Genomic DNA, 25,746 nt, shown 5'->3' on the forward strand with positions numbered 1-25,746 from the left:
TTCCTTGGCACAATTTAATGCTATTCTCTGTGCCCTCAAAGCAGTGTGTTCCGCACCACAGGAGTTTTAAGACGCATGTCTTCCCGCAATAATCCGGCGCGTGTCGCCATCGTGATGGGGTCCAAAAGCGACTGGGCTACCATGCAGTTTGCCGCTGAAATCTTCGAAATCCTGAATGTTCCCCACCACATTGAAGTGGTCTCCGCGCACCGTACCCCCGATAAACTGTTCAGCTTCGCCGAAGGCGCGGAAGAGAACGGCTATCAGGTGATCATTGCCGGTGCGGGTGGTGCAGCACATTTGCCAGGCATGATTGCCGCCAAAACGCTGGTGCCGGTGCTCGGTGTGCCGGTGCAGAGCGCAGCCTTGAGCGGTGTTGATAGCCTCTACTCTATCGTGCAGATGCCGCGCGGGATTCCGGTCGGTACGCTGGCGATTGGCAAAGCGGGTGCCGCGAACGCTGCCCTGCTGGCCGCACAGATTTTGGCGACACATGATAAAGAATTGCATGAGCGTCTGGTGGAGTGGCGCAAAGCGCAGACCGACGAGGTGCTGGAGAATCCCGACCCGCGAGGTGATGCATGAAGCAAGTCTGCGTCCTCGGAAACGGTCAGTTAGGCCGAATGCTGCGCCAGGCGGGTGAACCGCTGGGCATCACCGTCTGGCCCGTCGGGTTGGACGCAGAGCCGGAAGCCGTGCCGTTTCAGCAAAGCGTCATCACTGCCGAAATCGAACGCTGGCCAGAAACGGCATTAACCCGCGAGCTGGCGCGTCACAACGCCTTCGTCAATCGCGACGTGTTCCCGATTATTGCCGATCGCCTGACGCAAAAGCAGCTTTTCGACAAGCTGGGTCTCGCCACCGCGCCGTGGCAGCTGCTGGCGGATAAAAGCGAGTGGCCTGCGGTGTTTGAAACCCTCGGCGAGCTGGCGATCGTGAAGCGCCGCACGGGTGGCTATGACGGTCGCGGTCAGTGGCGTTTACGCGAGAACGAAATCGCCGAGTTGCCGGACGACTGCTACGGCGAATGTATCGTCGAGCAAGGCATCAATTTTAGCGGTGAAGTGTCGCTGGTTGGCGCGCGCGCGCATGACGGCAGCACGGTGTTTTATCCGCTGACCCACAATCTTCATCAGGACGGCATTCTGCGCACCAGCGTGGTGTTCCCGCAGGCGAACGCCGCGCAGCAGGCGCAGGCCGAGGATATGCTCTCGGCGATCATGCATGAGCTGGGTTACGTGGGTGTCATGGCAATGGAGTGCTTTATCACGCCAGCCGGTCTGCTGATCAACGAGCTGGCCCCGCGCGTGCATAATAGCGGTCACTGGACGCAAAACGGCGCGTCCATCAGCCAGTTTGAGCTGCACCTGCGTGCCATTACCGATCTGCCGCTGCCGCAGCCGGTGGTCAACAGCCCGTCGGTGATGATCAATCTCATCGGTACCGATTTAAACTATGACTGGCTGAAACTGCCGCTGGTGCATCTGCACTGGTACGACAAAGCGGTGCGTGAAGGACGCAAAGTCGGCCATCTCAATCTGAATGATGATGATACCGGCCGCCTGAGCGCCACACTCGAAGCGATCATTCCGCTGCTGCCGCCAGAGTACGCGAGCGGTATCGCATGGGCGCAGAGTAAACTCAAATAAGTGCTAAATGCCGGGGAGTTGATCTTCCCCTTCCCCGGCCTCTCCCGACGCGCGTAAAATCCCACACCATTGCTGTTTTGCACTCTTCAGGATTTTACATGAACGATGGAACGGACTATCGCGCCATTCTCACCACCGCTACACCCTTAATCGACGTTCGCGCGCCGGTCGAATTTGCCCAGGGCGCAATGCCAGCGGCACGCAATTTACCGCTGATGAATGACGACGAGCGCGCCGCCGTGGGCACCTGCTACAAACGACAAGGGCCTGACGCCGCACTGGCCCTGGGCCATCGGCTGGTTAACGGCGATGTGCGGGAACAGCGCATCAACGCCTGGCGCGAAGCTTGTCTGCAAAATCCCAACGGTTATCTTTGCTGCGCGCGCGGCGGGCAGCGCTCGCATATCACCCAGGCCTGGTTAAAAGAAGCAGGGATCGATTACCCGCTGATCGCAGGCGGCTATAAAGCTCTGCGTCAGACGGCGATTCAAGCCACCGTTGAACAGGTACAAAAACCAATGGTGTTGATTGGCGGCTGTACCGGCAGCGGGAAAACGATACTGGTCAGAGAGCACGTTCAGGGCATCGATCTCGAAGGGCTGGCGCATCATCGCGGCTCGTCCTTTGGCCGCACTTTACAGGCTCAACTGTCGCAGGCCAGTTTTGAAAATCATCTGGCCGTGGAACTGCTGAAAAAGGATGCTCCGCGCTGGGTGCTGGAGGACGAGGGCCGGATGATTGGTTCTAACCATCTACCGGAATGCCTGCGCGAGCGCATGATCCAGGCCTCGATCGTAGTGGTCGATGACCCGTTTGAGATTCGCCTTGAACGCCTGCGCGAGGAGTATTTCGCACACATGTGGCAGGAATTTTCTGCCGCATACGGGGAAGAGGCAGGCTGGAAGGAGTACGCGCAGTATCTGCATCACGGCCTGTTTGCTATCCGCCGTCGGCTGGGATTGCAGCGCTTTGCAGAATTCACCGCGTTACTGGATTCCGCGCTCATCGAGCAGCAGCGCACAGGACGTACCGAGGCGCACTATTCCTGGCTTGCGCCACTGCTCAATGACTATTACGACCCGATGTACCGTTATCAGCTGGAAAAAAAAGCCGATAAGATTGCCTTTCGGGGCGCGTTTAACGCGGTGGCCGCCTGGCTGGCGGCCTGATTCTCTAGCGGCGATCGCGCTTGTCGGCGCGTTTCGCCAGCCAGTCGCCCAGCACCTGGACGATCTGCACCAGCACGATCAGCGCGATCACGGTGACGACCATCACCTGGGTTTCGTAGCGGTAATAGCCGTAGCGGATCGCCAGATCCCCTACCCCGCCGCCGCCAACGATCCCAGCCATCGCGGAATAACCGATCAGGCTGACCAGCGTGATCGTCAGACCACGCAGTAATCCGGCACTCGCCTCCGGCAGCAGGACGGTGCAGATGATACGCATCGGGCTCGCACCAAACGCCTCGGCCGCTTCAATAATCCCTTTATCCACTTCGCGCAACGCGCTGTCCACCAGACGAGCGTAAAACGCAATCGCCGCCACAGAAAGTGGAACCGATGCTGCAATCGGGCCGATGGTGTTGCCAAGCAGCAATTGCGTCAGCGGCAGCAGGAGAACCAGCAGGATCACAAACGGTACCGAGCGGATGATATTCACCAGTACCGAACTGACCAGATAAACAAAACGGTTCTGCCAGAACAGGTGACGGTCGGTGACAAAAATCAAAAAGCCCAGCGGCAGTCCGCCGAGAATTGCCAGCACCGTTGAGATGCTCAGCATCAGGAAGGTTTCGTTAAACGCCAGGCCCAGATCGGCCACTAAATCATCCACGGATCACCTCCACCTGCGCAGTACGATGACGAATATGTTCTACAGCCGTTTCCACAACGGCAGGATCATCCGCCGTCAGCTGCACCACCAGAATCCCCAGCGCTCGCTCGCCGATGTACTCAATTTTGCCGTGCAGAATATTCACCGCTACGCCAAATTTGATTGCCACGTCCGAGAGCACTGGCTGCTCAGCGGAATCCCCGATAAACAGGATTTTCAGCAATTGCCCAGGAAGATGCTGCTGCAAACGCTCCGGCAGGGTCAGGTTCAGAGTATGCGATACCAATTGTTGGGTGAACGGATGCTGCGGATGGGCAAAGACGTCGAATACCTCGCCCAGCTCCACCACTTCGCCACCGGACATCACCGCCACGCGATCGCAGATGGATTTGATCACGTTCATCTCATGGGTGATCAGCACGATCGTGATCCCCATCTGCTGGTTGATCTGCTTGAGCAGCGCCAGAATAGTCGCCGATGTTTCCAGATCCAGAGCAGACGTCGGTTCATCACACAGCAGAACGTCCGGGTGGTTGGCAATCGCGCGAGCAATACCCACACGCTGTTTTTGCCCGCCGCTCAGCTGCACCGGATAACGATTGGCTTTGTCCGTCAGCCCGACGAGGGCGAGGATCTCCGTCACGCGCGGAACGATTTTACTGCGCTCCCATCCGGCGGCCTTCAGGCTAAACGCCACGTTCTGCGCCACGGTGCGGGTGTGCATCAAATTGAAATGCTGGAAGATCATGCCAATACGCTGGCGGGCTTTGCGAAGATTCACGCCATCAAGGGCGGAAATCTCTACGCCGTTGACGTTAACGCGGCCCGCACTCGGGCGCTGGAGCGCATTCAGGGTGCGCAGCAAGGTGCTTTTCCCCGCGCCGCTGGTGCCGACAATGCCAAAAATCTCACCGGCTGCAATGGTCAGGCTGACGTCGGAGACCGCGCGGGTGGAAGGCCCGCGCCCGGTCTGGAAGTCGACACATACCTTGTCTAACTCAATCATGACTACCTCAGAAATGCGAAAAGGGCAGACTCAGCTGCCCTGTCAAACCTGTGCGCAATTACGGTTTTGCCGCCGTCATCCAGTCGGGTTTCTGGAAAGCGGTATACACGTTTTTCGGATCGTCGATCACCGCGCGATAGGCCGGAGACTCGACCACCGCCACGATATCTTTGGCGAAGGGTTTATCCGCATCTTCCGTACGTACGGCGATGATATTTTTCAGATTTTCGTCGAGGTGCTCCTGCGCCAGCGCGCTGGAAAGATCCATTCCGGCAGCAATGGCGAAGTTCCCGTTGACCAGAGAGGCGGTGACACTATCCAGCGTGCGCGGCAGCTGCGCCGCTTCCAGCGGTTTGAACACCAGCCCTTTCGGGTTGCTGGCGATATCACGCTCGGAGGCTTTGGTCGGGTCGATATTATCTTTGATGGTAATCAGCTTCAGAGACTGCAGGAAACGCAGGCCGCGCGCGAGGTTGGTCGGATCGTTCGAAAGGGTCACGATATCACCCTTTTTCAGCTCATCCAGGCTCTTTATCTTGTGGGAATAGAAACCCATGCCCGCCGTCGGCACGGTGAGTAATTTGGTCAGCTTCAGCCCTTTATCGGCCGTAAACTTGGTGAAGTAGAGCGAGTGCTGGAACAGGTTGGCGTCGATGCTGCCGTTAGAGAGCGCCATGTTCGGCTGCACATAATCGCTGAATTCGCGCACCACCACTTTGTAGCCTTTCTCTTTCAGCGAGGGAGCAATGGCTTGTTTGACCATGTCGCCGTACGGGCCAGGCGCGACGCCAAACACGATGGTGTGCGGATCGCTGTTAGCGTGGGCAGCCTGCAAACCGCAGACCAGCAGAAGCGCACCGGCAGCGGTGCGAAGCGTGTGACGTAATCCCATGAGATCTCCATTTCAAAGCGGTGTGGCGTTGTGTTGCACCGTACGATGCGGCGCAGAGTCTGTTTAACATGACACAGATCACAAGCGGCTGTCCTTGAAATTATTTCATGATGTTGCGGAATATGTCGTTGAATGTGCAGGAGATTGGGATAGGCAATTTGTGGGAAATGATAGACTGTGCGCGCATTATGCCGGGCGGCACTGCGTTTGCCCGGCCTACGGGTTTTGTAGCCCCGGTAAGCAAAGCGCCACCTGGGACAAACCGCACAGTCCGTAGCCCCGGTAAGCAAAGCGCCACCTGGGACAAACCGCACAGTCCGTAGCCCCGGTAAGCAAAGCGCCACCGGGGACAAACCGCACAGGCCGTAGCCCCGGTAAGCAAAGCGCCACCGGGGACAAACCGCACAGTCCGTAGCCCCGGTAAGCGCAGCGCCACCGGGGACAAACGGCTCCGACTTAGAAGTCGTAACGCAGACGGACCAGGTTCATATCACCCAGATCGTCAGTGCTGGAGGTGAACACGTGTTCGTAATCAACACGGAAACCGTAATCCAGCTGGAAGCTGATACCCACGCCGTTATCGATGCGCTGGTAGTTGCGGCCATTCACATACTCAATGCGATCGCCCATCACGTATGGCTGAACTGATTTCAGCGCGTACTGGCCAACCGGGATTTTGTAACCTGCGAAGTACTCAATACCCCATGCATCACCGGCAAAGTAGTCGTTAACAGACACTTTTTTGGTGGTCATGAAGTTCTGGTACCAGCCGCCGCCTGCGGAGAAGGTCCAGTTGTCCGGGGTCCAGCTCAGCGCCGTACCGAGGATGTTCTGGTCGTAAGATTTGCTGTCGCCGTTATCCGGGTTACGCATATCCGCACGGGTGTAGTTCCACGCCGTACCCCAGGTCAGGTCGGTGGTCAGGTGGTAATCAATACCCAGTGAACCGCCGCCTTTACGTTTGTAACGCAGGCCATTGCCCGGCAGATATTCGTTATCTTCAAACAGGTAAGAAGCATAGATGTCTGCATCACCGACGGTTTTCTTATATTTCAGCATTTTGCGTGAACGATAAGAGCCGTCGTAGTCGCCGTTGATACCGTTACCCGGTGCCTGACCTACCATGTCGTAGTCCCAGATATCGGTTTTCGCGCCGACCACATCGTAATAGACGCTGTTCTGTTGACCGAAGGTCAGCGTACCCCAGGTATCGCTTTTCAGGCCGGTGTAGAGCATACGGCGAGAGGTATCATTCGCGCCTTCTGCATGGTGGTTATCCCAGTCGAACAGCGCTGGAATGTTCACACCCAGCTCGTAGTAGCTTATCCAGCTGATGTCGTCGAACAGGTAGTAATCTGCTGCGAAACGGAAACGGGTGCCCCCATCGAAGCCGTTACGCTTGTAAGAACCTTTGTCGCCGTCGCCCGTCATCATGTTGAACTGGGGACGGATGCTGCCGCCAACGGTGAAGTTAAGACGGCTCAGCGGGTTGCCCGCCTGCGGATCTTGCTTCAGTACGGTGATTTCCGCTTGTGCTGCGAAAGACGCCAATGCCACTGCCGCGCCGATCGTTGCCGCCAGCGCTGTTTTTTTTATGGTCATTATTATTCCTTGATAGACACGCTGCTAATTATTTAGCGGATGAATAATATCTGGAATTAAACAGGCCGTGGGGTTGGGTTTTTAATGATTTGTGCTGCTAAAAGTGGAGGTATTATCGTTTTGTGCTACTAAAGGATTACGCGCCAGTATATAAACCGGCGCGTAATCATCACGAGAGGGAATTAACTGGCAAACTGACGGAACAGCGCTTTACCTTTTAACAGGCGCGTCCCCAGCCAACCGCCGCACAGGGAAAGCAGCACCGCACCCGACACCGGCAAGATCAGCCACAGCCTCCAGTCCGGTTCCCACGGGAAGTCGAACACCTTGGTCTGCAGTACGGCCAGTGCAGTTTCAGCGCCAATCGCCGCCACCAGACCGGAGACCAGCCCGAGCAGCGCAAACTCACACCACAACGTGGTGCGCAGCAGGGATTTACTCGCTCCGAGCGTGCGGTACACCACCAGCTCCTGATGGCGCTGACGCATGCCCACCTGCACCTGCGCCAGCAGCAACAGCACGCCGCAGGCAGTCACCAACACCACCATCACCTCCAGCGCACGGCTTACCTGCTCCAGCACCTGGCCGACCTGCTTCAGGATCGCGCCGATATCCAGCAGGCTTACCGTCGGGAATTCACGGTTCAGCTGCGTCAGCATGCCGTTGCCATTTTCCCAGCGGAAGCTGGTCAGCCAGCTTTGCGGCTGCCCGTCGAGCGCGCCGGACGGGAAGATAAAGAAGAAGTTCGGGCGCAGGCTTTCCCAGTCCACTTTACGCAGGCTGGTCACTTTGGCGCTAAAATCCTGAGTGTCGCCGCTAAACGTTACCGTATCGCCCAAACCGACTTTCAGACGCGCCGCCAGCCCTTCTTCCATCGACACTTCGCCCGCTTTTGGCGGCCAGTTACCGGCGGTAATCGGGTTGTGGTCCGGGCGTTTATCCTGCCAGGTCAGATTCAGCTCGCGATTAAGCGATTCGTCCTGATTCCCTTCCGTCGACTTGCCGTTAATTTGTGTCAGGCGCGCACGAACGATCGGATAGAACGACTCAGGCACAATCTGATGTTCCGCGAGGAAGCCCTTCAGCGGCGTGACCTGTTCCGGCGCGATGTTAATCAGGAAATAGTTCGGGCTTTCCGGCGGAAGCTGCTGCTGCCAGCGGTCGAGCAGATCGCCGCGCAACACCAGCAGCATCGCCAAAAGCATGAACGACAGCGAAAACGCCGACAGCTGGCTGAGCGTCGACCACGGCTGACGCAGCAGGCGATTCACCGCCAGACGTACGGGCAGGGATTTCAGCGTCAGCCCTTTCAGCAGGTTCAGCAACATCCAGCCGAGCACGCCGCACAGCAGCGCCAGCACCACCGCACCGGCCAGCACGGCCCACAGCAGCATACTCCCGCCCATCAGCCAGGCGAGCAGCAGCACCACAACCACGACCACAACCGGAAGATAAAACTTCAGCGGCCAGACACTGGCGACCACGTCACGACGCAACACCCGCAGCGGCTGCGTCGCCAGCAGCAGGCGGTACGGACGCAGGCCGACCAGCAGAGAAATCACCACCATCGCGCCAATGGCCCACAGCCACGGCCACAGGCTGGCGGGCGGCAGTTCAGCGGGCAGCACTGGCTTGAGCAATACCATCAGCACTTTTTCAAACAGTAAGCCAATCGCCCCGCCGGTGATGGCTGAGAGCATCAGCACCATCAGCCACTGGCCGACGATCAGCTTACGCAGCTGCGCCCGGCCCGCACCAAGGGTCTTGAGGATCGCCACCAGATCGTAGCGACTGCGGCAGTAGTGCCCCATCGCCACCGCCACGGCGGCGACAGCCAGCAGCATGGTCAGCAGCGCGGAGAGCAGTAAAAACTGCTGCGAACGCTCGAGAGATTTCCCCAACGCGCCGTCGTCCTGCTCCATGCCGATCCAGCGATGCTCGGGCTTGAGCTGCGGTTTCAGCCAGTTTTCGTAGGCTTCGAGCTGCGCGGGCGTGCCACCGAATTTGTAGCGCCAGGTGACGCGACTCCCCGGCTGCACGGCCCCGGTTTTTGCCACGTCCGCGGTGTTCATCAGCAGGCGCGGTGCCATCTGGAACGGGTTAAAGCCGGAGTCCGGCTCCTGCACCACTTCCCCGGCAATTTTCAGCGTCGCGTCACCGACGTCAATGCTGTCGCCGGTTTTCAGGTTCAACAGGGCCATCAGGCGTGGAGCTAACAAAACAGAACCCGGCGTCGGTTTGAGGCCCGGCGGATTGGTTTGCAGATCGCCGTACATCGGATAGACATCGTCGACGGCTTTGACGCTCGCCAGCTGCGGCGTGTCGGCAGCAAAGGTCATGGTCTGGAAGCTGAGCTGCTGACCGACTTTCAGCCCCTGCTTTCGCGCCTCCTCGATCCACGCCTGCGGTACGTCGCGCGAACTGCTGAGCGTGCGGTCGGCCGCCATAAACTCGCGGCTCTGCTGGCTTAGCCCCTTTTCCATGCGGTCGCTGACGCTGCCGAGCGCCAGCACGCAGGCCACCGCCAGACTCAGCGCCAGCCAGACAACCAGCAGCGACGGCGAGCGCCATTCGCGCCAGAACCAGCGTGCAATCATGCTTCCTCCTGCAACTGCCCGTTGACCAGGCGCAGACGGCGGTCGCAGCGGGCCGCCAGCTCAAGGTCGTGCGTGACCAGAATCAGCGTGGTGCCGTGCTCGCGGTTAAGGGAGAAGAGCAAATCGGCAATTTTATCGCCCGTCTGCCGGTCCAGATTTCCGGTTGGTTCATCGGCAAACAGCACCTCCGGACTACCGTTGAACGCCCGCGCCAGCGCCACGCGCTGCTGTTCACCGCCGGAAAGCTGCGCCGGGAGATGGTCCAGACGCTTGCCCAGCCCAAGCTGCTCCAGCAGCGCTTTTGCACTGCTCCGGCTTTGGCTGGCGTTCTCACCGCGCAGCAGGCCTGGCAGCTCGACGTTCTCCAGCGCATTGAGTGTCGGGATGAGCATGAACGACTGAAACACAAAGCCGATATGTTTTGCCCGCAGCGCCGCGCGTGCCTCTTCATCGAGTGTGTGCAGCGGCTGGCCAACCAGATTCACCTCGCCGCTGCTGCCATCGTCCAGCCCGGCCAGGATCGCCAGCAACGTGGACTTACCGGACCCGGATTCACCAATCAGCGCGATGGTTTCAGCGCGTTTGACAACGAGTTCAACTCCGGTGAGGATGGACAACTCGTGCTCACCCTGACCGACGGACTTCTTAAGATGATGAACTGCAACAATGTTTTCCGCTGGCATTTGCCCTTCCTGTTTCTGATTCTGATGACCTTTCGCGCCGCTGCGGCGGACACGTTACTGGTGCTGGGTGACAGCCTGAGTGCGGGCTACCGGATGGCGGCCACTGCCGCCTGGCCTGCGCTGCTCAACGATAAGTGGCAGACTCAAACGCCGGTGCTGAATGCCAGCATCAGCGGCGATACTTCCCAGCAGGGGCTTGCACGCCTGCCTGCTTTGCTCAAGCAACATCAGCCGCGCTGGGTTCTGGTCGAACTGGGCGGTAACGACGGTTTACGCGGCTTCCAGCCGCAACAAACAGAAGAAACCTTACGCAAAATTATTACGGATATTCAGGCCGCCAACGCCCAGCCGCTTTTAATGCAAATTCGTCTGCCTGCGAACTACGGACGCCGTTATAATGAGGCCTTTAGCGCCATCTATCCCAAGCTTGCCAAAGAATTCGATATTCCGCTGCTGCCATTTTTCATGGAGGAGGTCTATCTGAAACCGCAATGGATGCAGGATGACGGTATTCACCCCAATCGCGACGCCCAGCCGTTTATTGCGGACTGGATGGCGACACGACTGGCACCTCTAGTTAAACATGACTCGTAATTCAGCGGAGATCCTGACAGGTAAAGTTATGCAAAAATCGGTCTTAATAACAGGATGTTCCAGCGGAATTGGCCTTGAGAGCGCACTCGAACTGAAGCGCCAGGGATTTTGGGTATTAGCCGCATGCCGAAAACCCGAAGATGTAGAACGCATGAACAGCAAAGGCTTTCAGGGCGTGTTGCTGGATCTGGACTCGCCGGAAAGCATTGAACGCGCCGCCGCCGAGGTGATCGCCCTGACCGACAATCGTCTGTTTGGGCTGTTTAATAACGCCGGTTTCGGTGTCTACGGCCCGCTACAAACCATTTCGCGCGAGCAGCTTGAGCAGCAGTTTTCGGCCAACTTTTTTGGCATCCACCAGCTCACGATGGCGCTGCTCCCGGCAATGCTCCCGCACGGCGAAGGCCGTATTGTGATGACCTCCTCGGTGATGGGGTTGATCTCTACACCGGGTCGCGGGGCGTACGCCGCCAGCAAATATGCGCTCGAAGCCTGGTCCGACGCATTGCGCATGGAACTGCGCCACAGCGGGATTAAGGTTAGCCTGATTGAACCGGGACCGATTCGTACCCGTTTCACAGAAAACGTCAACCAGACCCAGTCCGACCATCCGGTCGAAAACCCCGGCATTGCCGCACGATTTACCCTCGGGCCAGAGGCGGTGGTCGCCAAAGTGCGCCATGCTTTTGAAAGCGAACGGCCAAAAATTCGCTACCCGGTCACCCTTGTGACCCACGCCGTGGGCTGGCTTAAGCGCCTGCTGCCGGGCCGCATGATGGATAAAATTTTACGCGGATGAGTTGAAGCCTGGCTCCTCATCCCCCATCTATTTGTCAAATTGATAAAAGAGAATGCCGTATGTCCGTACAGAATATTGTCAACATCACTGAAGCGAACCTGCACCAGACACTTGAAGTGTCGATGACCAAACCCGTGCTGTTCTATTTCTGGTCCGAACGTAGCCAGCACTGTCTGGAGCTGACGCCGGTACTGGAGAGCCTCGCGGCGCAGTACAACGGTCAGTTCCTGCTGGCAAAACTGGACTGCGACGCTGAGCAGATGGTGGCGTCCCAGTTTGGGCTGCGCGCGATCCCAACCGTGTATCTGTTCCAGAATGGTCAGCCGGTCGACGGATTCCAGGGCCCGCAGCCGGAAGAAGCGGTTCGCGCTCTGCTCGACAAAGTGCTGCCGCGTGAAGAAGAGCTGAAAGCACAGCAGGCGCTGGCGCTGATTCAGGAAGGCAAACACGACGAAGCGCTGCCGCTGCTGAAAGACGCGTGGCAACTGTCGAATCAGGACAGTCAGATTGGCCTGCTGCTGGCACAGACGCAGATCGAACTGCATCGTTCAGAAGACGCCGAAGCGGTACTGAAAACCATTCCGTTGCAGGATCAGGACACACGTTACCAGGGGCTGGTCGCGCAAATTGAACTACTGAAACAGGCGGCGGACACTCCAGAAATCCAGCAGTTGCAGCAGCAGGTTGCAGAGAACCCGGACGATGCCGCGCTGGCCAGCCAACTGGCGTTACAGCTGCATCAGGTAGGACGCAACGAAGAGGCGCTGGAGTTGCTGTTTAGCCATCTGAAAAAAGATCTGGCGGCTGCCGATGGTCAGGCGCGGAAGATGTTCCAGGAGATCCTCGCAGCGCTCGGTACCGGCGATGCGCTGGCGTCTAAATATCGTCGCCAGCTTTACGCGTTGTTGTATTAATCCCACGCGCTGCCACCCGGCAAAACGCCCGGTGGCGCTACGCTTACCGGGCCTACGAAATTCGCAACATGCCGAATTGTAGGCCGGGAAAACGCAGTGCCGCCCAGCAAAATACCCGCACCTCACCCCGTCTTTTTCAACTGCGTCACCACCAACTGGTGGCGCGAGTTGTAGAACTTCCGATAGATTAAATAGCAGGCAATAATGGTCGACAGGCTGGCGGTCGAGAGCAGCATAAAGGTCACCATGATCTGATACTTAATCGCTTTTACCGGATCGATACCGGCAAAAATCAGCCCGGACATCATCCCCGGCAAACTCACCAGCCCGACCGTTTTCGCTGAATCGACCGTTGGGATCAGTGACGATCGAATACTTTCGCGAATTAACCGCACCGACGCCATTTTTGGCGTCGCGCCCAGGCTGAGCTTTTCCTGGATCTGCTGCTGCTCGCTACTAAACCGCTGTCCGAGATTGTTGTAACACAGCCCCACCGCCACCATCGCGTTCCCCGCGATCATCCCGGAAATGGGGATCACCTGCATTGGCGCAAATTCAATGGAGCCGGAAAGCACCAGCACCGCCAGCGTCAACGCCGTGCCGGTGGTGATGGCAATGAACGATGAGATAAACGCTTTGTCGATGTATTTACTGCGCTTTTGCGCATTCCACGCCGCGTTGAAGCAGATAAACAGCACCATCAGCAGCGTCAGCACCGCGTGGTTGACGTTGAAAATGTACTTCAGCACATAGCCGACGATAATCAGCTGAATCACCGCGCGGCAAATGCTCCACACGATGTCCTTTTCCAGACCGAGCTTTTCCCGGTGGCTAACCAGGATCGCCACCAGCACCAGCACCATCGAAAGGGCCAGCGATTCGTTAGTAATATTATGCTCGTTCACGGTTTGCCTCCTGCATCTTCCCGCCGTGCGGCTGAAGGGTTATCACCTCATCAGCGTGGGCAATCTCACCGGCATCATGCGTCACCCATAGCACCGCGATATTTTCCTCTTTGGCATAGCGATGAATAATCTCATTCACATTGCGCTTGTTGCTCTCGTCAAGAGCGCTGGTGACTTCATCAAGCAGTAGCACTTTTGGCAGGAATTGCAGATTGCGAATCAGCGAGACGCGCTGTTTTTCACCGCCAGAAAGTTCGTTTACGGACTTAGTCAGGGTGTCCTCAGATAAGCCAAAACGCGCCAGATCGGCAATGAATTTTTCCGGTTCCGGTGCTTTATTGCGGATCTGCCAGGGAAAGATCAGATTGTCGTAAACCGTCTCGCCAAACAGCGCGGGCGTTTGTACACAGTAGGAAACCTGCTGACGATACTCCTCTGGCGCAAGTGCGGTGATATCGTTGTCTTCAAAGAAAATATGCCCTTCGGTCGGGCTGAGCAATGAGGCAATGATCTTCAGAAGCGTGCTCTTTCCACAACCCGACGGCCCGGTAATGAGCCTAAATTCGCCAGGCCGCACGCTGAAGTTTATCTGCTGTAAAATCGGGGTTTCGCCCACGCGAAAACCAACGTTCCTGAGTTCCAGAAGCGCGCAATTATCCTTCATGTTATTTCCCATTTTTTCATTCTGCTTCGTATCAATATTGTAAACAGGTTAATGGATTAGAGGCGAACTTCCCTGCAATAGTCGATATACTTAAGTTCAACAAACGAGCGATTTTTTGCGACTACACGGAATACAAAACAGGAGGTTTTTTCATGTTGATCGTTATCCCTATTCTTATCTTCGTCGTGCTGGTGATCGTCGGCGCAGGCGTGAAGATCGTACCGCAGGGCTATCAGTGGACGGTCGAACGCTTTGGTCGCTATACCAATACCCTCCAGCCGGGTCTGAGCCTCATCGTTCCGTTTATGGACCGTATTGGTCGTAAAATCAACATGATGGAACAGGTACTGGATATTCCTTCTCAGGAGATTATTTCCCGAGACAACGCTAACGTCACCATTGACGCCGTCTGTTTTATTCAGGTGATCGACTCGCCAAAAGCGGCCTATGAAGTCAGTAATCTTGAGCTTGCCATCATCAACCTGACGATGACCAACATCCGTACCGTGCTCGGGTCGATGGAGCTGGACGAAATGCTCTCCCAGCGCGACAACATCAATACCCGCCTGCTGCATATTGTTGATGAAGCCACCAATCCGTGGGGGATTAAAATCACCCGTATCGAAATCCGCGACGTGCGTCCACCGGCTGAGCTGATTTCATCGATGAACGCCCAGATGAAAGCCGAGCGAACCAAGCGCGCCTACATTCTCGAAGCCGAAGGGATCAGACAGGCCGAGATTCTGAAAGCTGAGGGCGAAAAGCAGTCTCAAATTCTGAAAGCCGAAGGTGAGCGCCAGTCGGCATTCTTACAGGCAGAAGCCCGTGAACGTTCCGCCGAGGCAGAAGCCCGCGCGACGCAGATGGTTTCTGAAGCTATCGCCGCAGGTGATATCCAGGCGATCAACTACTTTGTCGCGCAGAAATACACCGATGCGCTGCAGAAAATTGGCTCCGCCAATAACAGTAAAGTGGTGATGATGCCGCTGGAAGCCAGCAGCCTGATGGGTTCCATCGCCGGGATTGCAGAACTTATCAAGGACAGCGGAAACGAGCGCAAAAAATGATTGAGATGATCGCAGCACATCCCCATGTTTTCTGGCTCAGCCTTGGCGGGCTGCTGCTGGCGGCTGAGATGCTGGGCGGTAATGGCTATCTACTCTGGAGCGGCGTCGCAGCGGTGGTTACCGGGCTGTTGGTCTGGGTTGCGCCGTTCGGCTGGGAGTGGCAAGGCGCGCTCTTCGCCGTCCTGACGCTCGTCGCTGCATGGCTGTGGTATCGCTGGTTGTCACGTCAGGTTCGCAGGCAAAAACCTGCCGATGCCGCACTGAATCAGCGCGGCCAACAGCTAGTGGGTAAGCGTTATACACTGGATACCACGTTAATCAACGGTCGTGGGCATGTCCGCATCGGCGACAGCTCGTGGCCGGTAGTTGCCGATGATGACCTCGTCGCGGGGACACGCGTAGAAGTCATCGCCGTCGAAGGGATTACGCTGCGGGTCAAAGCCAGTTAAGCACTGGCTTTACGATGGCAGCAGCCGGAGAGATTATCAATAATCGGACACTCGGCACTGTCATCCCCCGGACAGGATTCGGCAAGGGTCAGCAGCTGTTCACGCATTGCCTGAAGCTCAACAATGTGACGCTCGATTTCCGCCACCTTTTCAAGAGTGCGTTTTTTCACATCGGCGCTGTGCCGTTTAGGGTCGTTAAACAGATGCACCAGTTCGCCACACTCTTCGAGGTTAAACCCCACCTGACGAGCTTGTCGCAGTAGCGTGAGTTCATCCAGGTGCAGCTGCGTGTAGCTCCGATAGCCGTTTTCACTGCGCAGCGGTGCCGTCACCAGCCCCTTCTCTTCGTAAAATCGAATCGCTTTGCTGGTTAAACCGGTTTTTTTTGCCACATCACTGATATTCACATTCCCCCCTTGACCTTCCCCTTGATGGAAGGTTTAAGCTTCATCACACTGTCCCAAACAGAGTATGTTGGCTTAATAATCATACAGGAGTTTTGCTATGTCTCACACAATCAACCTGACACTGGATGGCCTCTCCTGCGGTCACTGTGTTAAACGCGTAAAAGAAAGTCTCGAACAACGTCCTGACGTTGAAAGTGCCGAAGTGACCGTTGAAAGCGCTGTCGTAACGGGCAGCGCCAGCGCCGAAGCCCTGATCGATACCGTTAAACAAGCAGGTTACGGGGCGGAGTTAAGCCACCCAAAGGCTAAACCGCTGACAGAGTCATCAATCCCGTCGGAAGCACTGACAGCGGCTACTCCTGAGCTTCCGGCAGCGCATGACATTGACGACAGCCAACAGCTGCTGATCAATGGCATGACCTGCGCCAGCTGCGTCTCTCGCGTACAAAATGCGTTGCAGGCCGTACCGGGCGTCTCACAGGCACGGGTCAATCTGGCGGAACGCACGGCGCTGATTATGGGCAATGCGTCCGCCGGTGAATTAGTACAGGCGGTGGAAAAAGCCGGCTACGGCGCGGAGGCCATCGAAGATGACGTAAAACGCCGTGAACGTCAGCAAGAAACCGCCATCGCCACCATGAAACGCTTCCGCTGGCAGGCGATTGTCGCCCTGCTGGTCGGTATTCCGGTGATGGTGTGGGGAATGCTCGGCGACAATATGATGGTCACCGAGGACAACCGCACACTGTGGCTGGTGATTGGCCTCGTTACGCTCGGCGTAATGGTCTTCGCGGGCGGTCATTTCTATACCAGCGCCTGGAAAAGCCTGAAAAATAAAACCGCGACGATGGATACGCTGGTAGCACTCGGTACTGGTGCAGCGTGGCTTTACTCAATGAGTGTCAACGTCTGGCCGCAGTGGTTCCCGATGGAAGCGCGCCATCTCTATTACGAAGCGAGCGCAATGATTATTGGTCTGATTAATTTAGGCCATATGCTTGAAGCCCGCGCGCGCCAGCGTTCTTCTAAAGCGCTGGAACGACTGCTCGACCTCACGCCGCCGTCGGCCCGCGTGGTGACGGAAGACGGCGAAATCAGCCTGCCGCTGGCAGAAGTGCAGCCGGGCATGACGCTGCGCTTAACGACCGGCGATCGGGTTCCGGTCGACGGTGAAATCACTCAGGGTGAAACCTGGCTGGATGAAGCGATGCTCACCGGTGAACCGGTGCCACAGCAAAAATCTGCCGGTGATGCAGTCCACGCCGGGACGGTGGTGCAGGACGGGAGCGTGCTGTTCCGCGCCAGTGCGGTCGGCAGCCATACTACGCTGTCGCGCATCATTCGCATGGTACGTCAGGCACAGAGCAGCAAGCCGGAGATCGGCCAGCTTGCTGATAAAATTTCCGCCATTTTTGTGCCAGTGGTCGTGGCTATCGCGCTGTTCAGTGCCGCCATCTGGTATTTCTTCGGCCCTGCACCGCAGATCGTCTACACGCTGGTTATCGCCACCACCGTGCTGATTATCGCCTGCCCGTGTGCATTAGGCCTGGCAACGCCGATGTCGATCATCTCCGGCGTAGGCCGTGCGGCTGAGTTTGGGGTGCTGGTACGTGATGCCGATGCACTTCAGCGTGCCAGTACGCTCGATACGCTGGTGTTTGATAAAACCGGCACGCTCACCGAAGGCAAACCACAGGTCGTGGCGGTGAAAGCTGTTGAATTCGCTGAAGAGGAAACCCTACGCCTTGCCGCTGCGCTCGAACAAGGTTCCAGCCATCCGCTGGCACGAGCCATTCTCGATAAAGCCGGAAACACCGCGTTGCCGCAGGTGAACAACTTCCGCACCCTGCGCGGTCTAGGCGTCAGTGGTGAGGTCGATAGCCATTCGTTGCTTCTCGGCAATAAAGCCTTGCTCAATGAAAACGGCATTGATACCACCGCGCTGGATGATGAACTCACTGCGCAGGCCTCGCAGGGCGCGACGCCAGTGCTGCTGGCGGTCGACGGTAAAGCGGCGGCCCTGTTCGCCATCCGCGATCCGCTGCGTGCCGACAGCGTGGCGGCCCTGAAACGTCTGCATCAGGCGGGCTATCGTCTGGTGATGCTAACCGGCGATAACCCAACAACCGCGAATGCGATTGCGAAAGAAGCAGGTATTGATGAGGTGATCGCAGGCGTGCTGCCTGATGGCAAAGCCGACGCGATTATCAAACTGCAAAGCCAGGGTCGACAGGTGGCGATGGTCGGTGATGGCATCAACGACGCACCCGCGCTGGCGCAGGCGGATGTCGGGATTGCGATGGGCGGCGGGAGCGATGTCGCGATTGAGACAGCGGCGATTACCCTGATGCGCCACAGTCTGATGGGCGTTGCCGATGCGCTGGCGATCTCCAAAGCCACGTTGCGCAATATGAAGCAAAATCTGCTCGGGGCGTTTGTCTATAACTCATTGGGTATTCCGATTGCTGCCGGGATCCTGTGGCCGTTGACCGGCACCTTGCTTAACCCGGTGGTCGCGGGAGCAGCGATGGCGCTCTCTTCCATCACCGTGGTGAGTAACGCCAACCGTCTGTTGCGCTTTAAACCGAAAGAGTAATCTGACCTTGCAGGCCGGGTAAGGCGAAGCCGCCACCCGGCATTTTTTGCCTGATGGCGCTGCGCTTATCAGGCCTACGGGTTGACAAGGTTGCCACGGTTGCGTCATCTGTCACCACGCGCTAGCATGAACTTTTCCGTTTATGGAGCGCGTATGAGTCTGTTTAGTCGTATAAAAACCACCTTCCGCGCTTTGTTTCCCCGCCGCTATCCCTGGCCGGGGCTGGATATATCTCTTCCAGGCGGTCAGCATTTGCACCTCGTCGGCAGTATTCATATGGGCACGCGCGATATGTCACCGCTGCCGCCCGCGCTGGTGCAGCTGTTGCGCAAAGCCGATGCGCTGGTCGTCGAAGCCGATATTTCCGGCAGCGAATCTCCTTTCGCAAATCTCGATATTCCCCCTCCGCTGAGCGAGCGTCTTAACGAGTCGCAGCTTGCAGAGCTTGAACGCGTCGCCAATGAGTTGGGGCTCTCCCTTTCAATGCTCGAAACCCAGCCATTATGGCAAATCGCGATGGTGCTGCAGGCCACGCAGGCTCAACGTCTGGGGTTACGCGGTGAGTTTGGTATCGACTACCAGTTGCTGAACGCTGCTCGCGCGCGCCATCTTGCCATTATCGAACTGGAAGGCGCCGACAGCCAGGTTGCGCTGTTACGTCAGCTTCCTGAAGATGGTCTGCTGCTGCTGGATGACACGCTCACCCACTGGCATACCAACGCGCGTCTTTTGCAGATGATGATCGGCTGGTGGCTAAAGTCGCCGCCCGATGACGGCAAGCTGGAGCTGCCCTCGACCTTTAGTGAATCGCTGTATGATGTGCTGATGCATGAACGCAATCAGGCATGGCGAGAAACGTTACATGCCTTGCCCGCTGGCCGTTACGTAGTCGCCGTTGGCGCGCTGCATTTATACGGGGAAGGGAATTTGCCGTCGCTGTTAAAATAAAAAAAATGGCCAATATTTCTATTGGCCCGTCAAAGAGGAATTTCATCGTTATTATTATGCCGAAGGAGACCTTCGGTCAGAGCCGATTGTCGCTCAAAGTAACCATCACTGCCAATACTATTGCGCAAGATGGTGCTATTTTTTAGACAGCAGTCAGGCGTATGCTTTGCGTGTAAATTGTCTGTGGTAAGAAGGATCATTATGACTCCCGCCGTTAAATTACTCGAAAAAAACAACATTTCTTTCCGGATATACACCTACGATCACGATCCCAGTGAAACCAATTTTGGCGACGAAGTGGTCCGTAAGCTGGGCCTGAATGCCGATCAGGTTTATAAAACGCTGTTGGTCGCTGTGAACGGTGATATGAAGCATCTGGCCGTGGCAGTGACGCCCGTCGCCGGTCAACTGGATTTGAAGAAAGTCGCCAAAGCGCTGGGCGCGAAAAAGGTCGATATGGCGGACCCGATGGTTGCGCAACGCACGACCGGCTATCTGGTGGGTGGGATTAGCCCTCTCGGACAGAAAAAACGCCTGCCAACGCTGATTGATGCGCCGTCGCAGACCTTTGACACCATCTACATTTCCGGCGGTAAGCGCGGGCTGGACATTGAGCTGGCGGCGGACGATCTGGCGAAGATGCTGGATGCGAAATTTGCGGATATCGCGCGCCGGGATTAAATCAGCACAAAAACGGGCGTTATTGGTGAAGACAGTTTGGACACGGCCAGCGCACAGGAACCGGAGCGTACATATAGTACGTGAGGATTCCGAGCACTGCCCGGGTTCAAAATGGCGAACAAAATAGCCCGTTACTGCCAGCTCACCTCACCTTTCGGCTCGTAGGCATTCACGTCCAGCGGTGAATTCTGCTGAATAAACTGCTTCAACACTTCGGCGTCGATAAATCCGGTATTCACGTAGCCCGGTTTGTTATCGATGTGCGGATAGCCATCGCCGCCCGTGGCGTTAAAGCTCAGCGTTGCCATGCGGTAAGTTTTAGCAGGATCGACCGGCTCGCCTTTGATTTTCAGATCGTTGAGCTTACCGTCTTTCGCCACAAAACTGACGTTGGCAAACTGCGGATAGGCGCCGGAGTCCGGTTTCATTTGCGCAACGGCGGTCAGATAGTCGACCACCTCTTTGCCGCTCATGTCTGCGTACACCACGATGTTGCCAAACGGCTGGACCTTCAGCACATCTTTGTAGGTAATATCCCCGCCTTCGATGGAATCTCGCACACCACCGCCGCTCATCACCGCAAAGTCCGCACCAGTACGGGCCATTTGCGCCGCCAACAGCAGGCGTCCCATGTTGGTCTGTACGAAACGTACTTTACTGCGATCACCCTCAAGGCGACCATTCACGGTACCGATTTTCACATCGAGCTGCGCTTTGCCTTTGTTCTGGAACGGCGTCAGGAGCGACAGCATCTGGGCGTTTTCGGCGATTTCAGGGGTGTAAAGTACGCGCTCACTTTTTCCGTCGTCGTAAGTGACTTTCTTCTTCAGATTCACCGGGATCAGCTGATAACGCACCATTTTCATTTCGCCGTTGCGGAATTCAAAGTCTGCGCGACCGACGTATTTGCCCCACTCATGAGCCTGAACAATCCAGATCCCGTTCTGACGATCGGGCGCACAAGGCGTGCCCGGCACGTAATCGACCTGCTTTTTGTTCTCGGATGCCATGCAAACCGGATTTTGTGAGTGACCACCCACAATCATTGCCAGAGAGCCTGCCGGCAGGCTGCGGGCCATTTCAACATCGCCCGGCGCATTCGAACCGTGCTCGCCGTTATCGTAATGTCCCATATGGGTCGTCGCGATAATCACGTCCGGCTTTTCGTTTTGATTCAGCTCCTGAATGACCAGTTTCGCTTCGTCAGCCGGTTTGCGGAATTCAATGTCCGTGAAATATTCCGGATTACCGATTTTCGCCGTGTCGTCAGTGGTTAAACCGATGACCGCGATTTTCAGATCGTTGCGTTTGAATAACGCCCAGGGTTTAAACAGGCGCTCGCCGGTGCTTTTCTGATAAATATTGGCGGAGAGGAACGGGAATTTGGACCATTTTTCCTGCTGGCGCAAAACGGTTAACGGGTTGTCGAACTCATGGTTACCAACCGCCATCGCGTCATAGCCGATTAAATTCATCCCGCGGAAATCCGGCTCGGCGTCCTGTAAATCAGACTCTGGTACGCCGGTATTGATGTCGCCGCCCGACAGCAACAGCACGCTGCCGCCCTCTGCCGCAACCTCTTTACGGATACCGTCCACCAGCGTTTTTTGCGCTGCCAGGCCGTACTCTCCGTACTCACTGCGCCAGAAATGACCGTGGTGATCGTTGGTATGCAGAATCGTTATTTTGTAGGTTTTATCTTTTTCGTATGCTTGCACAGGCTGGCTTGCCAGCGCCCATGTGGCTATCAGCGCCAACGCGACGCCTCGCTTCATTAACTTCATATTCTCGCTCCCTGACCAAAAGACAAACGCAAAAATTACAATGAGTAAGAAGAATAGACAAATATGTTTTCAGAATTGCGACTTTCTTCAAATCTCGCGGAAAGGTATGTTAGCGAGATAATAATGACTCCCTGCACTTCTAATAACAAAACACGTGGTATTTATGGCAATCAGTGAAACGACTCCGCCCGCTACGGGCACCCCGGCGTCACCGCCAAAATCGCGCACCTCATTTGGTATTTTGGGCGCAATCAGTCTGTCGCATCTGCTAAACGATATGATTCAGTCGCTGATTCTGGCGATCTATCCGCTGCTGCAGTCAGAATTTTCATTAACCTTTGTACAGATCGGGATGATCACCCTGACCTTCCAGATGGCGTCATCCCTGCTCCAGCCGGTGGTTGGCTACTGGACGGATAAGTATCCGATGCCGTGGTCGCTGCCGATCGGCATGTGCTTTACCCTGAGCGGGCTGGTACTGCTGGCGCTGGCAGGAAGCTTCGAGATGGTACTCATCGCTGCTGCGCTGGTGGGAACCGGTTCGTCGGTGTTCCACCCTGAATCGTCACGCGTGGCACGTATGGCTTCCGGCGGACGTCACGGTCTGGCGCAGTCGCTGTTCCAGGTTGGCGGTAACTTTGGTAGCTCCCTCGGCCCGTTACTGGCTGCCGTCATCATTGCGCCATACGGAAAAGGTAACGTTGCCTGGTTTGTTCTCGCCGCACTGCTGGCGATTGTGGTGCTGATTCAGATCAGCCGCTGGTATGCGGCGCAGCATCGTGTAAACAAGGGCAAACCTAAAGCTGCGATTATCAATCCGCTGCCGCGCGATAAGGTGATTCTGGCCGTGGGCATCCTGTTAGTGCTGATTTTCTCGAAATACTTCTATATGGCGAGCATCAGCAGCTATTACACCTTTTATCTGATGGAAAAATTCGGATTATCGGTACAAAACGCCCAATTCCACCTGTTTGCCTTCCTGTTTGCGGTCGCAGCAGGAACGGTTATTGGCGGGCCTGTGGGTGATAAAATTGGGCGTAAATATGTGATTTGGGGCTCTATCCTCGGCGTTGCGCCATTTACCCTTGTTTTACCCTACGCAAGCCTTGAATGGACGGGGATTTTAACCGTGATCATTGGTTTTATTCTCGCATCCGCGTTTTCAGCCATTCTGGTGTATGCCCAGGAGCTGATGCCGGGCCGTATCGGTATGGTTTCCGGGCTGTTTTTCGGCTTTGCTTTTGGGATGGGTGGCCTTGGAGCAGCCGTGCTGGGGCTGGTTGCAGACCATACCAGTATCTTCCTGGTCTATAAAATCTGTGCTTTCCTGCCACTTCTGGGGATATTGACTATATTCCTGCCTGATTACCGGCATAAGGCGTAGTTTCTCTGCGGTCAAAGTAAACTTTGACCGCAATTCCCACCTACTGCCATAAGGCTTCCCTCTTCTTCCTCGCGGTAATTTGTCTTAATCTGCTTTTTTTAACGCTTATTGCTGTTTTCATCAAATTTCAACAATTATTCATGAACATAATGACCGAAATTGTCATAAACTATTAATCGGCTTTTTGGTTTTTACGCCAAAAATGGAACACCTCACGACGAAAGGAGACGGAATGCATCACGCCACACCGCTTATCACCACCATTGTAGGTGGCCTTGTACTCGCTTTTATCCTTGGCATGATCGCCAACAAGTTACGTATTTCTCCTCTCGTGGGCTATTTATTAGCGGGTGTACTGGCGGGTCCATTTACGCCAGGTTTTGTTGCGGATACCAAACTGGCTCCTGAACTGGCGGAATTAGGCGTGATTCTGCTGATGTTCGGCGTCGGCCTGCATTTCTCTCTGAAGGACCTGATGGCGGTAAAGCATATCGCCATACCCGGCGCGATCGCCCAGATAGGCGTGGCGACGTTGCTGGGGATGGCGCTTTCCGCTTTGCTTGGCTGGTCACTGATGACCGGTATTGTATTTGGGCTGTGTCTATCAACCGCCAGTACCGTGGTGCTGCTGCGCGCGCTTGAAGAGAGGCAGCTAATAGACAGCCAGCGTGGGCAAATCGCCATCGGCTGGCTGATTGTTGAAGATCTGGTGATGGTCCTGACGCTGGTCTTGCTGCCTGCCGTCGCCGGGATGGTGGAAAAAGACAACGTCGGCTTTGCCTCGCTGGCGCTGGATATGAGTATCACCATCGGCAAAGTGATCGCCTTTATCGCCATTATGATGGTGGTGGGCCGCCGCCTGGTGCCGTGGATCCTCTCTCGTAGCGCAGCCACCGGCTCTCGTGAACTGTTTACCCTGTCGGTGCTGGCCCTTGCGCTCGGTATCGCTTTCGGCGCTGTGGAATTGTTTGACGTCTCCTTTGCGTTGGGCGCGTTCTTCGCCGGTATGGTGCTGAACGAATCTGAGCTGAGCCACCGCGCGGCGCACGATACGCTGCCGCTGCGTGATGCGTTTGCAGTGCTGTTCTTCGTCTCCGTCGGTATGTTGTTTGACCCGTTAATCCTGATTGAGCAGCCGCTGGCCGTGCTCGGGACGCTGGCGATTATTATCTTCGGTAAATCCGTGGTGGCATTCGGTCTGGTGCGCTTGTTTGGCCACTCGCCGCGTACTGCACTGACCATTGCCGCGAGCCTCGCGCAGATTGGTGAATTTGCCTTTATCCTCGCAAGCCTGGGCATGGCGCTGAACCTGCTGCCACAGGCCGGGCAAAATCTGGTGCTGGCGGGAGCGATTCTCTCCATTATGCTCAACCCGGTGCTGTTTGCCTTGCTTGAGAAATACCTCGATAAAACCGAGACGCTGGAAGAGCAGACCCTGGAAGAAGCTATCGAAGAAGAGAAGCAGATCCCGGTCGATATCTGCAACCACGCGCTGCTGGTCGGCTTTGGCCGCGTCGGTAGCTTGCTCGGCGAGAAGTTAATGGCGCAGGGCATTCCGCTGGTGGTTATCGAAACGTCGCGTACCCGCGTGGATGAACTGCGCGCCCGCGGGATCCGTGCGGTGCTGGGCAATGCGGCGAACGAAGAGATCATGAATCTGGCGCATCTGGACTGCGCGCGCTGGCTACTGCTGACCATTCCGAACGGATATGAGGCGGGTGAAATCGTGACCACGGCGCGTGAAAAGTGCCCGAGCATCGAGATTATTGCTCGTGCGCATTACGACGATGAAGTGGAATACATTACCGAACGCGGCGCGAATCAGGTGGTGATGGGCGAGCGTGAGATTGCGAATACGATGATTACGCTGATTGAAAAGCCGCCAATTGAAGAGGCGGTGACGGGTTAATTTTCTGCGGCCTGATGCCCTCACCCCGGCCTTCTCCCACTGGGAGAGGGAGAAAAGAGAGTCCCTCTCCTCAGTCTCCACCCATCAGGCGGGGATGAAAAGACGGCTCCAGACCATCCGCTCTCTCATCGGATTAGGATAAAAAAAGACTCCAGACGATCCCCTCTCCCATTGGGAGTGTACGGTCCGGGGACATCATGAACACTTGTTCGGGGACATGGTAGACACTTACAACTAAGGCATACGAACCCGTTTTTGGAGTCGCTTATGCCCTGGGATGCGAGAGATACCATGTCATTACGTACCGAGTTTGTTCTGTTCGCCTCGCAAGACGGGGCGAACATCCGTTCTCTTTGCCGTCACTACGGCATTTCGCCCGCTAC

At 56.3% G+C, this 25,746-nt stretch carries 23 protein-coding genes and 1 pseudogene; 14 read left to right on the forward strand and 10 right to left on the reverse strand.

The features are described 5' to 3' along the window. The first annotated feature begins 75 nt into the window (after positions 1-75). The 3 genes from purE (at position 76) to mnmH (ending at position 2,818) form a co-directional block, all read left to right on the forward strand. A complete protein-coding gene (purE, locus tag C3708_RS13005) occupies positions 76-585 on the forward strand; it encodes a 5-(carboxyamino)imidazole ribonucleotide mutase (protein ID WP_103949525.1) in 510 nt (169 codons plus the stop codon). Next, positions 582-1,649: a 5-(carboxyamino)imidazole ribonucleotide synthase gene (gene purK / locus C3708_RS13010; RefSeq protein WP_103946768.1), complete on the forward strand. Its 1,068-nt coding sequence runs from the start codon at positions 582-584 to the stop codon at positions 1,647-1,649. The genes purE and purK overlap by 4 nt, the downstream gene beginning before the upstream one ends. A gap of 98 nt (positions 1,650-1,747) precedes the next feature. Continuing rightward, positions 1,748-2,818: a tRNA 2-selenouridine(34) synthase MnmH gene (gene mnmH, locus C3708_RS13015; RefSeq protein WP_103949526.1), complete on the forward strand. Its 1,071-nt coding sequence runs from the start codon at positions 1,748-1,750 to the stop codon at positions 2,816-2,818. A gap of 4 nt (positions 2,819-2,822) precedes the next feature. Here mnmH and C3708_RS13020 read toward each other — a convergent pair whose 3' ends face one another. From C3708_RS13020 to ybbA, 6 genes are all read right to left on the reverse strand, one after another. After that, complete coding sequence (locus tag C3708_RS13020; protein ID WP_103949527.1) at positions 2,823-3,482, reverse strand: methionine ABC transporter permease; 660 nt, start codon at positions 3,480-3,482, stop codon at positions 2,823-2,825. Further along, on the reverse strand, positions 3,475-4,488 hold the full coding sequence (gene sfbB / locus C3708_RS13025) for a virulence-associated ABC transporter ATP-binding protein SfbB (RefSeq protein WP_103949528.1): 1,014 nt from the start codon (positions 4,486-4,488) through the stop codon (positions 3,475-3,477). Before sfbB ends, C3708_RS13020 begins: the two co-directional genes overlap by 8 nt. A gap of 58 nt (positions 4,489-4,546) precedes the next feature. Further along, positions 4,547-5,380 carry a MetQ/NlpA family ABC transporter substrate-binding protein gene (locus C3708_RS13030; RefSeq protein ID WP_095281066.1) on the reverse strand — a complete coding sequence of 278 codons (834 nt, stop codon included), beginning with the start codon at positions 5,378-5,380 and terminating at the stop codon, positions 4,547-4,549. A gap of 456 nt (positions 5,381-5,836) precedes the next feature. Beyond that, positions 5,837-6,988 carry a porin gene (locus C3708_RS13035; protein WP_174348655.1) on the reverse strand — a complete coding sequence of 384 codons (1,152 nt, stop codon included), beginning with the start codon at positions 6,986-6,988 and terminating at the stop codon, positions 5,837-5,839. Positions 6,989-7,164: 176 nt separating this feature from the next. Then, entirely contained in the window at positions 7,165-9,579 is a 2,415-nt protein-coding gene (gene ybbP / locus C3708_RS13040) for a putative ABC transporter permease subunit YbbP (protein ID WP_103949530.1), read from the reverse strand. After that, on the reverse strand, positions 9,576-10,262 hold the full coding sequence (gene ybbA / locus C3708_RS13045) for a putative ABC transporter ATP-binding protein YbbA (RefSeq protein WP_095281063.1): 687 nt from the start codon (positions 10,260-10,262) through the stop codon (positions 9,576-9,578). Before ybbA ends, ybbP begins: the two co-directional genes overlap by 4 nt. Here ybbA and tesA point away from each other — a divergent pair. From tesA to C3708_RS13060, 3 genes are read left to right on the forward strand one after another with little or no spacing between them, the layout of a single operon-like run. Next, positions 10,230-10,856: a multifunctional acyl-CoA thioesterase I/protease I/lysophospholipase L1 gene (gene tesA / locus C3708_RS13050; RefSeq protein WP_100780759.1), complete on the forward strand. Its 627-nt coding sequence runs from the start codon at positions 10,230-10,232 to the stop codon at positions 10,854-10,856. The genes ybbA and tesA overlap by 33 nt on opposite strands. Beyond that, complete coding sequence (locus C3708_RS13055; RefSeq protein WP_095281061.1) at positions 10,846-11,655, forward strand: SDR family oxidoreductase; 810 nt, start codon at positions 10,846-10,848, stop codon at positions 11,653-11,655. Before tesA ends, C3708_RS13055 begins: the two co-directional genes overlap by 11 nt. Positions 11,656-11,714: 59 nt before the next feature. After that, positions 11,715-12,569, forward strand: coding sequence for a co-chaperone YbbN (locus C3708_RS13060; protein WP_103946772.1), 855 nt, complete (start codon positions 11,715-11,717; stop codon positions 12,567-12,569). A 122-nt stretch (positions 12,570-12,691) separates the two neighbouring features. On the opposite strand, the gene fetB is transcribed toward C3708_RS13060, so the two are convergent. Both fetB and fetA read right to left on the reverse strand, forming a co-directional pair. Next, complete coding sequence (gene fetB, locus C3708_RS13065; RefSeq protein ID WP_103949531.1) at positions 12,692-13,474, reverse strand: iron export ABC transporter permease subunit FetB; 783 nt, start codon at positions 13,472-13,474, stop codon at positions 12,692-12,694. After that, positions 13,461-14,138 carry an iron ABC transporter ATP-binding protein FetA gene (fetA, locus tag C3708_RS13070; protein ID WP_095284195.1) on the reverse strand — a complete coding sequence of 226 codons (678 nt, stop codon included), beginning with the start codon at positions 14,136-14,138 and terminating at the stop codon, positions 13,461-13,463. Before fetA ends, fetB begins: the two co-directional genes overlap by 14 nt. 152 nt (positions 14,139-14,290) lie before the next feature. Between fetA and C3708_RS13075 the strand changes: the two genes are divergently transcribed. Together C3708_RS13075 and C3708_RS13080 are read left to right on the forward strand one after the other, a co-directional pair. After that, the gene (locus tag C3708_RS13075) at positions 14,291-15,205 is read left to right on the forward strand and encodes an SPFH domain-containing protein (protein WP_095281058.1); all 915 of its coding nucleotides are present in this window, start codon (positions 14,291-14,293) and stop codon (positions 15,203-15,205) included. Beyond that, the gene (locus C3708_RS13080) at positions 15,202-15,654 is read left to right on the forward strand and encodes an NfeD family protein (RefSeq protein WP_103949532.1); all 453 of its coding nucleotides are present in this window, start codon (positions 15,202-15,204) and stop codon (positions 15,652-15,654) included. Before C3708_RS13075 ends, C3708_RS13080 begins: the two co-directional genes overlap by 4 nt. On the opposite strand, the gene cueR is transcribed toward C3708_RS13080, so the two are convergent. Continuing rightward, entirely contained in the window at positions 15,651-16,061 is a 411-nt protein-coding gene (gene cueR, locus C3708_RS13085; protein WP_095281056.1) for a Cu(I)-responsive transcriptional regulator, read from the reverse strand. The two genes, C3708_RS13080 and cueR, sit on opposite strands and share 4 nt — an antisense overlap. Positions 16,062-16,158: 97 nt before the next feature. Here cueR and copA point away from each other — a divergent pair, with 97 nt between their 5' ends. From copA to ybaK, 3 genes are all read left to right on the forward strand, one after another. Next, positions 16,159-18,657 carry a copper-exporting P-type ATPase CopA gene (gene copA / locus C3708_RS13090; RefSeq protein WP_103949533.1) on the forward strand — a complete coding sequence of 833 codons (2,499 nt, stop codon included), beginning with the start codon at positions 16,159-16,161 and terminating at the stop codon, positions 18,655-18,657. 153 nt (positions 18,658-18,810) lie between these two features. Continuing rightward, positions 18,811-19,605 carry a TraB/GumN family protein gene (locus C3708_RS13095; protein ID WP_103946776.1) on the forward strand — a complete coding sequence of 265 codons (795 nt, stop codon included), beginning with the start codon at positions 18,811-18,813 and terminating at the stop codon, positions 19,603-19,605. A gap of 201 nt (positions 19,606-19,806) precedes the next feature. Beyond that, positions 19,807-20,286 carry a Cys-tRNA(Pro)/Cys-tRNA(Cys) deacylase YbaK gene (gene ybaK / locus C3708_RS13100; RefSeq protein ID WP_103949534.1) on the forward strand — a complete coding sequence of 160 codons (480 nt, stop codon included), beginning with the start codon at positions 19,807-19,809 and terminating at the stop codon, positions 20,284-20,286. A 131-nt stretch (positions 20,287-20,417) separates the two neighbouring features. Here the strand turns inward: ybaK and ushA are convergent, their stop codons facing one another. Next, entirely contained in the window at positions 20,418-22,070 is a 1,653-nt protein-coding gene (gene ushA / locus C3708_RS13110; RefSeq protein ID WP_103946778.1) for a bifunctional UDP-sugar hydrolase/5'-nucleotidase UshA, read from the reverse strand. A gap of 163 nt (positions 22,071-22,233) precedes the next feature. Here ushA and C3708_RS13115 point away from each other — a divergent pair, with 163 nt between their 5' ends. The 3 genes and pseudogenes from C3708_RS13115 to C3708_RS13125 all read left to right on the forward strand — a co-directional run. After that, entirely contained in the window at positions 22,234-23,454 is a 1,221-nt protein-coding gene (locus C3708_RS13115) for an MFS transporter (RefSeq protein WP_103949535.1), read from the forward strand. A 232-nt stretch (positions 23,455-23,686) separates the two neighbouring features. Then, entirely contained in the window at positions 23,687-25,363 is a 1,677-nt protein-coding gene (gene ybaL / locus C3708_RS13120; protein WP_095281050.1) for a YbaL family putative K(+) efflux transporter, read from the forward strand. 255 nt (positions 25,364-25,618) lie between these two features. Further along, a pseudogene (locus C3708_RS13125) lies at positions 25,619-25,746 on the forward strand (IS481 family transposase); the annotation flags it as partial.

Source organism: Lelliottia sp. 7254-16, assembly GCF_002922995.1.
GTDB classification, from domain to species: Bacteria; Pseudomonadota; Gammaproteobacteria; order Enterobacterales; family Enterobacteriaceae; genus Enterobacter; species Enterobacter jeotgali.

Coding starts and splice junctions, on each gene's coding strand:
- sfbB (WP_103949528.1), bottom strand. CDS start 4,488: ATGATTGAGTTAGACAAGGTATGTGTCGACTTCCAGACCGGGCGCGGG.
- mnmH (WP_103949526.1), top strand. CDS start 1,748: ATGAACGATGGAACGGACTATCGCGCCATTCTCACCACCGCTACACCC.
- purE (WP_103949525.1), top strand. CDS start 76: ATGTCTTCCCGCAATAATCCGGCGCGTGTCGCCATCGTGATGGGGTCC.
- ushA (WP_103946778.1), bottom strand. CDS start 22,070: ATGAAGTTAATGAAGCGAGGCGTCGCGTTGGCGCTGATAGCCACATGG.
- ybbA (WP_095281063.1), bottom strand. CDS start 10,262: ATGCCAGCGGAAAACATTGTTGCAGTTCATCATCTTAAGAAGTCCGTC.
- C3708_RS13060 (WP_103946772.1), top strand. CDS start 11,715: ATGTCCGTACAGAATATTGTCAACATCACTGAAGCGAACCTGCACCAG.
- C3708_RS13075 (WP_095281058.1), top strand. CDS start 14,291: ATGTTGATCGTTATCCCTATTCTTATCTTCGTCGTGCTGGTGATCGTC.
- copA (WP_103949533.1), top strand. CDS start 16,159: ATGTCTCACACAATCAACCTGACACTGGATGGCCTCTCCTGCGGTCAC.
- C3708_RS13030 (WP_095281066.1), bottom strand. CDS start 5,380: ATGGGATTACGTCACACGCTTCGCACCGCTGCCGGTGCGCTTCTGCTG.
- C3708_RS13080 (WP_103949532.1), top strand. CDS start 15,202: ATGATTGAGATGATCGCAGCACATCCCCATGTTTTCTGGCTCAGCCTT.
- tesA (WP_100780759.1), top strand. CDS start 10,230: ATGATGAACTGCAACAATGTTTTCCGCTGGCATTTGCCCTTCCTGTTT.
- C3708_RS13095 (WP_103946776.1), top strand. CDS start 18,811: ATGAGTCTGTTTAGTCGTATAAAAACCACCTTCCGCGCTTTGTTTCCC.
- ybaL (WP_095281050.1), top strand. CDS start 23,687: ATGCATCACGCCACACCGCTTATCACCACCATTGTAGGTGGCCTTGTA.
- purK (WP_103946768.1), top strand. CDS start 582: ATGAAGCAAGTCTGCGTCCTCGGAAACGGTCAGTTAGGCCGAATGCTG.
- C3708_RS13055 (WP_095281061.1), top strand. CDS start 10,846: ATGACTCGTAATTCAGCGGAGATCCTGACAGGTAAAGTTATGCAAAAA.
- C3708_RS13115 (WP_103949535.1), top strand. CDS start 22,234: ATGGCAATCAGTGAAACGACTCCGCCCGCTACGGGCACCCCGGCGTCA.
- ybaK (WP_103949534.1), top strand. CDS start 19,807: ATGACTCCCGCCGTTAAATTACTCGAAAAAAACAACATTTCTTTCCGG.
- fetA (WP_095284195.1), bottom strand. CDS start 14,138: ATGAAGGATAATTGCGCGCTTCTGGAACTCAGGAACGTTGGTTTTCGC.
- ybbP (WP_103949530.1), bottom strand. CDS start 9,579: ATGATTGCACGCTGGTTCTGGCGCGAATGGCGCTCGCCGTCGCTGCTG.